At 35.1% G+C, this 5,430-nt stretch carries 1 protein-coding gene, 1 pseudogene and 1 CRISPR repeat array; of the genes and pseudogenes, one reads left to right on the top strand and one right to left on the bottom strand.

Annotation, left to right across the window (positions count from 1 at the left end; translation table 11 throughout):
- Window positions 1-192, top strand: a pseudogene (locus C511_RS17600) (IS5/IS1182 family transposase); the annotation flags it as partial.
- 149 nt (window positions 193-341) lie between these two features.
- A CRISPR array of direct repeats spans window positions 342-5,088; the repeat unit is 29 nt; unit sequence GTTTCAATTCCATAAGGTACAATTAAAAG.
- A gap of 200 nt (window positions 5,089-5,288) precedes the next feature.
- Here the strand turns inward: C511_RS17600 and C511_RS18450 are convergent.
- The coding region (locus C511_RS18450; protein ID WP_034782436.1) for an ATP-binding protein at window positions 5,289-5,430 on the bottom strand (142 nt) is incomplete at its 5' end.

The following is a 5,430-nucleotide window of genomic DNA, read 5'->3' as shown; positions in this document are numbered from 1 at the left end:
AAAGAAAAGGTTACAATGGACTTTGCCTTCTTTGTCATTGCCTTTAATATCAAAAAGATGTGCGCAAAAATTGCCAAGGAAGCCTCTAAACTATTTCTTGACCTAATTTACCGACTGTACACACACTTAAAAGCGATTTATGGGATGAATTGGGCGACTTTGAAGTCACCGCTTCCGAAAATTGCGGCATAGGTAAACTTAGATTAGAGACAAGCTAGCGATTAGAAAAAAAGAGGATGTGCCTGTTTTGACACACCCTCATACAGAAGGAAGTATGAAACTGATAATAATATTATTAATTTAGCAGTCTAATTAAACACCGTCCTAAAAAAGGGAAGCTGGCATCAATTCCATAAGGTACAATTAAAAGTACTTCGACACATATGCGGACGCATCACCGAAAACTGTTTCAATTCCATAAGGTACAATTAAAAGATCCTTCGGCCGTCAAAGCTGCATTATATGCAAGTGTTTCAATTCCATAAGGTACAATTAAAAGCTATGCGTTTTTTCACCTGAGCATACTGCTTAGACAGTTTCAATTCCATAAGGTACAATTAAAAGACACGCCGGTAATGAGCGGATCTATGTACTTATACTGTTTCAATTCCATAAGGTACAATTAAAAGGTCATCCACAAGCGTGGGGTCAACAATTACATCCGAGTTTCAATTCCATAAGGTACAATTAAAAGTTGTTCGACTGCTACTGTTGTGTCTGTGACTGCTGTTTCAATTCCATAAGGTACAATTAAAAGACTCATACCTGATACGGTATCGCTCTGTATTTTCTGGTTTCAATTCCATAAGGTACAATTAAAAGCGCATACGTTGCTCGAGCTCCAACATCTTCTGCCGTTTCAATTCCATAAGGTACAATTAAAAGATCGAGTGCCAAAAGATGGATAGTAATTCAGTTGATTGTTTCAATTCCATAAGGTACAATTAAAAGTAAAAGCTCTAGTTGAGCACAATAGAGAACGTCTATGTTTCAATTCCATAAGGTACAATTAAAAGGATGAGGCTGATAAAAAGGTACTAGCTAGGATAATGTTTCAATTCCATAAGGTACAATTAAAAGTATGCCCAAGGTGAAGCCCGAGTCGTAACCCTGAAGGTTTCAATTCCATAAGGTACAATTAAAAGAACCCAAAGATGTGCTACCGCATACTCATTCGGTACAGTTTCAATTCCATAAGGTACAATTAAAAGGTGTAGATACTACCCACGCCTGAACAAACAAGGCGAACGTTTCAATTCCATAAGGTACAATTAAAAGAAAGAAAAAGCCTTTGAAGAGTACCGTCGTTTCTCGTTTCAATTCCATAAGGTACAATTAAAAGGTGTAAGGCAGCTGCTCCACCATCCAAGCTATGAGGTGTTTCAATTCCATAAGGTACAATTAAAAGAAGGGTACGTTTCCCATCTGTCAATTCATCTATATTGTTTCAATTCCATAAGGTACAATTAAAAGCGCAGCAAGGCTGTGCGCGAACATTTCCGCAGGCTCAGTTTCAATTCCATAAGGTACAATTAAAAGTCTTGCGGATCATAATGCACCACCCAACTTTCATTCGTTTCAATTCCATAAGGTACAATTAAAAGGAAGAGCTGTCTGAGGAAGAAAAACAAGATCTTTTGTTTCAATTCCATAAGGTACAATTAAAAGGACTTCCTGAATGGAGAATGTACTGAGAGTGTTCTGCGTTTCAATTCCATAAGGTACAATTAAAAGGTTTCAACTTGGGTATGACTAAACAGAATTTTGCTGTGTTTCAATTCCATAAGGTACAATTAAAAGGAAGGCCTGTTTGGAATGTATATTGATTTTTTATCTGTTTCAATTCCATAAGGTACAATTAAAAGAATTGCGACCAAGCAACGGATAATTCTTGAATTGGTTTCAATTCCATAAGGTACAATTAAAAGGCTGTTTGATCAGACACGGAAAGAAGTTTATCCCGTGTTTCAATTCCATAAGGTACAATTAAAAGTCCTCGACATATTAACCAAGCTAAACGCCATCTTCCAGTTTCAATTCCATAAGGTACAATTAAAAGACACCCTTGCAGCACGATGCAATTGTGGAGTTTTGTTTCAATTCCATAAGGTACAATTAAAAGATTCGTTAGGAAACGATGATTCCATGACATTTATTGTTTCAATTCCATAAGGTACAATTAAAAGCCCTGTAATTGATTTTGATAAACCATTGTATTTAGTTTCAATTCCATAAGGTACAATTAAAAGGCGTTAACGCTACTGTGCTTGAAATATTAGAGCGGTTTCAATTCCATAAGGTACAATTAAAAGTACATTTTTGCAATTAACGGACGGATCGATCCATACGTTTCAATTCCATAAGGTACAATTAAAAGAAGATAACCAGGATGTACTCCAGTCTGGTATTTCGTTTCAATTCCATAAGGTACAATTAAAAGATGTCCTGTACAATCAATCCCCTGAGGTACAGGTAGTTTCAATTCCATAAGGTACAATTAAAAGCGATCCAGATTCATGGGTAGCTCAATTCATTGATGTTTCAATTCCATAAGGTACAATTAAAAGAAGCACAGGCGCGGCAACAAAAAAAGAGTTTACGCGTTTCAATTCCATAAGGTACAATTAAAAGGTAGTATCATCGGCCATGTCATTATCATACCGCTGTTTCAATTCCATAAGGTACAATTAAAAGAACCGTTACCTTGACGGCTGCCAAACCCTCTGTTTTGTTTCAATTCCATAAGGTACAATTAAAAGAACTCAAAGTTTTCAATAGTTACTTCAATAGATATATGTTTCAATTCCATAAGGTACAATTAAAAGGTATGTATTTATTGAATGTGTAAAAGAAGGTATAATTGTTTCAATTCCATAAGGTACAATTAAAAGCATATCCACACCAACAGACTTATTAGTCTTTTCAAGGTTTCAATTCCATAAGGTACAATTAAAAGCATCCTTGGCTATGTCAATACTGCTTCTTATTATAATGTTTCAATTCCATAAGGTACAATTAAAAGGCAGCTACTAACTTGGTAGCCGATGCTACCACCTGTTTCAATTCCATAAGGTACAATTAAAAGCTTTAATCCATGCGGTTGCTTCTTGCTTCTTCAATGGTTTCAATTCCATAAGGTACAATTAAAAGGAGAAAGCCGTTTGCTGTGCACCGTTCCCGAAAAGTGTTTCAATTCCATAAGGTACAATTAAAAGGGGGCAAACGTAACGTGAAGGATTTTACCGGTAAGGAGTTTCAATTCCATAAGGTACAATTAAAAGATTAGCCAAAGGATCGGGAGACTGTATAGTACTACTGTTTCAATTCCATAAGGTACAATTAAAAGTTCTTATCATCAGCCTGCACGGTAGCAACTTTATTTGTTTCAATTCCATAAGGTACAATTAAAAGCCAAACTTGTGCATATCAGGTATTCAGGTTGCCCGTTTCAATTCCATAAGGTACAATTAAAAGAAATAACCTTTATCGCTGATTGTCTTGCTACTTCCAGTTTCAATTCCATAAGGTACAATTAAAAGTACAGAAGCTACTTACAATATAGCAAGAACATTGTCATGTTTCAATTCCATAAGGTACAATTAAAAGATCAAACATGACCCGATTTGGTTCTTTTTTAACGACGTTTCAATTCCATAAGGTACAATTAAAAGTGGTAAGTGAGTTTGTTGGCGTGCCTACCTACCTGAGTTTCAATTCCATAAGGTACAATTAAAAGCATACTTGAATACCTAGGAGAGCCGGACTGATTGTTGTTTCAATTCCATAAGGTACAATTAAAAGACAGCCGGAACTAGCTAAGCAAGTATATGAGTTCTTGTTTCAATTCCATAAGGTACAATTAAAAGTCATACCGTGGCAGAAGGAGGCACTTGACGAACGGCGTTTCAATTCCATAAGGTACAATTAAAAGAAATCAATGATTATGCAGTCTTGCCGTTTTTTCGCGTTTCAATTCCATAAGGTACAATTAAAAGCGAAAAAACGCAAAAGTTCCTCACAAGATTTGAGGTGTTTCAATTCCATAAGGTACAATTAAAAGGCAATGAGCCATCTATCATTAGCATTAAGTCCATTCAGTTTCAATTCCATAAGGTACAATTAAAAGAACTTAAATGGTTACAAGCAAACTCTTATAATGTGCGTTTCAATTCCATAAGGTACAATTAAAAGCTATCCCATCATCTTGTAATTTTAAAAGTCTCTGGTTTCAATTCCATAAGGTACAATTAAAAGAAAACTACTTATAAACTTGATACCGAGTATTTAAGTGTTTCAATTCCATAAGGTACAATTAAAAGATACAGTCGTTCGCACAACATTTTGCTTTAATCGTTGTTTCAATTCCATAAGGTACAATTAAAAGAAAAGTCAAGTACTACACCGAAGAATGTCTTTTAAGTTTCAATTCCATAAGGTACAATTAAAAGCTTACTCGTTTCCGCAAACTGCGCCATGTATTCCTGTTTCAATTCCATAAGGTACAATTAAAAGAAAAGTCAAGTACTACACCGAAGAATGTCTTTTAAGTTTCAATTCCATAAGGTACAATTAAAAGCTTACTCGTTTCCGCAAACTGCGCCATGTATTCCTGTTTCAATTCCATAAGGTACAATTAAAAGAGTGACAATTTGCCAATTATGTATAAACCTGAATTCGTTTCAATTCCATAAGGTACAATTAAAAGCAACTGACCCCGCAAAACGCTTTTTCCCGTCTTGGTTTCAATTCCATAAGGTACAATTAAAAGTTAATAGAGGCCTGATAACTTAAGCCCTCTGTATGTTTCAATTCCATAAGGTACAATTAAAAGATTCGATTGAGGGTTATATTAAGATGAATGTTTGGTGTTTCAATTCCATAAGGTACAATTAAAAGTTGCCGACAATGCTTCAGCGAAAGCGAACATTGAAGTTTCAATTCCATAAGGTACAATTAAAAGGATAGTATTGCTGCCGTCTCGAGTCTGAGTCACCTGTTTCAATTCCATAAGGTACAATTAAAAGGATCCCGTATGTTACTATCATGGCGTCTTTTTTTGGTTTCAATTCCATAAGGTACAATTAAAAGCCTGTTTCTGCGCTGATAGCCATCGCAATACCCTCTTGTTTCAATTCCATGTAAATAATAATCAGAAAAGGTACCATATAATAATTAAAAAATGGACCACTGCCACTTGCAAAAATATTAAAATGTTGGAACGTGGCAAAGGATATTTTCCCTTTTCCCGTTTTCTGTTTAGATAAACTTCTATACACATAATAAATCATTTATTTTTTGTTTAATAATTTCGTCTGCTTCAGTCTGTAAGAATCCCCGTTCATATTTACCAGATAAGCTTTTTGCGTAATTCTGTCTATAAGTGCAGCAACAAGTATTTTATCCTTTATAACCTCATTCCATCTTTCAAAT

The sequence above is a fragment of the Bacteroides graminisolvens DSM 19988 = JCM 15093 genome (assembly GCF_000428125.1).
Lineage (GTDB): Bacteria > Bacteroidota > Bacteroidia > Bacteroidales > Bacteroidaceae > Bacteroides > Bacteroides graminisolvens.
Note: the sequence above shows the minus strand (reverse complement) of the source record. Positions and strands in the feature narration are given on the sequence as shown.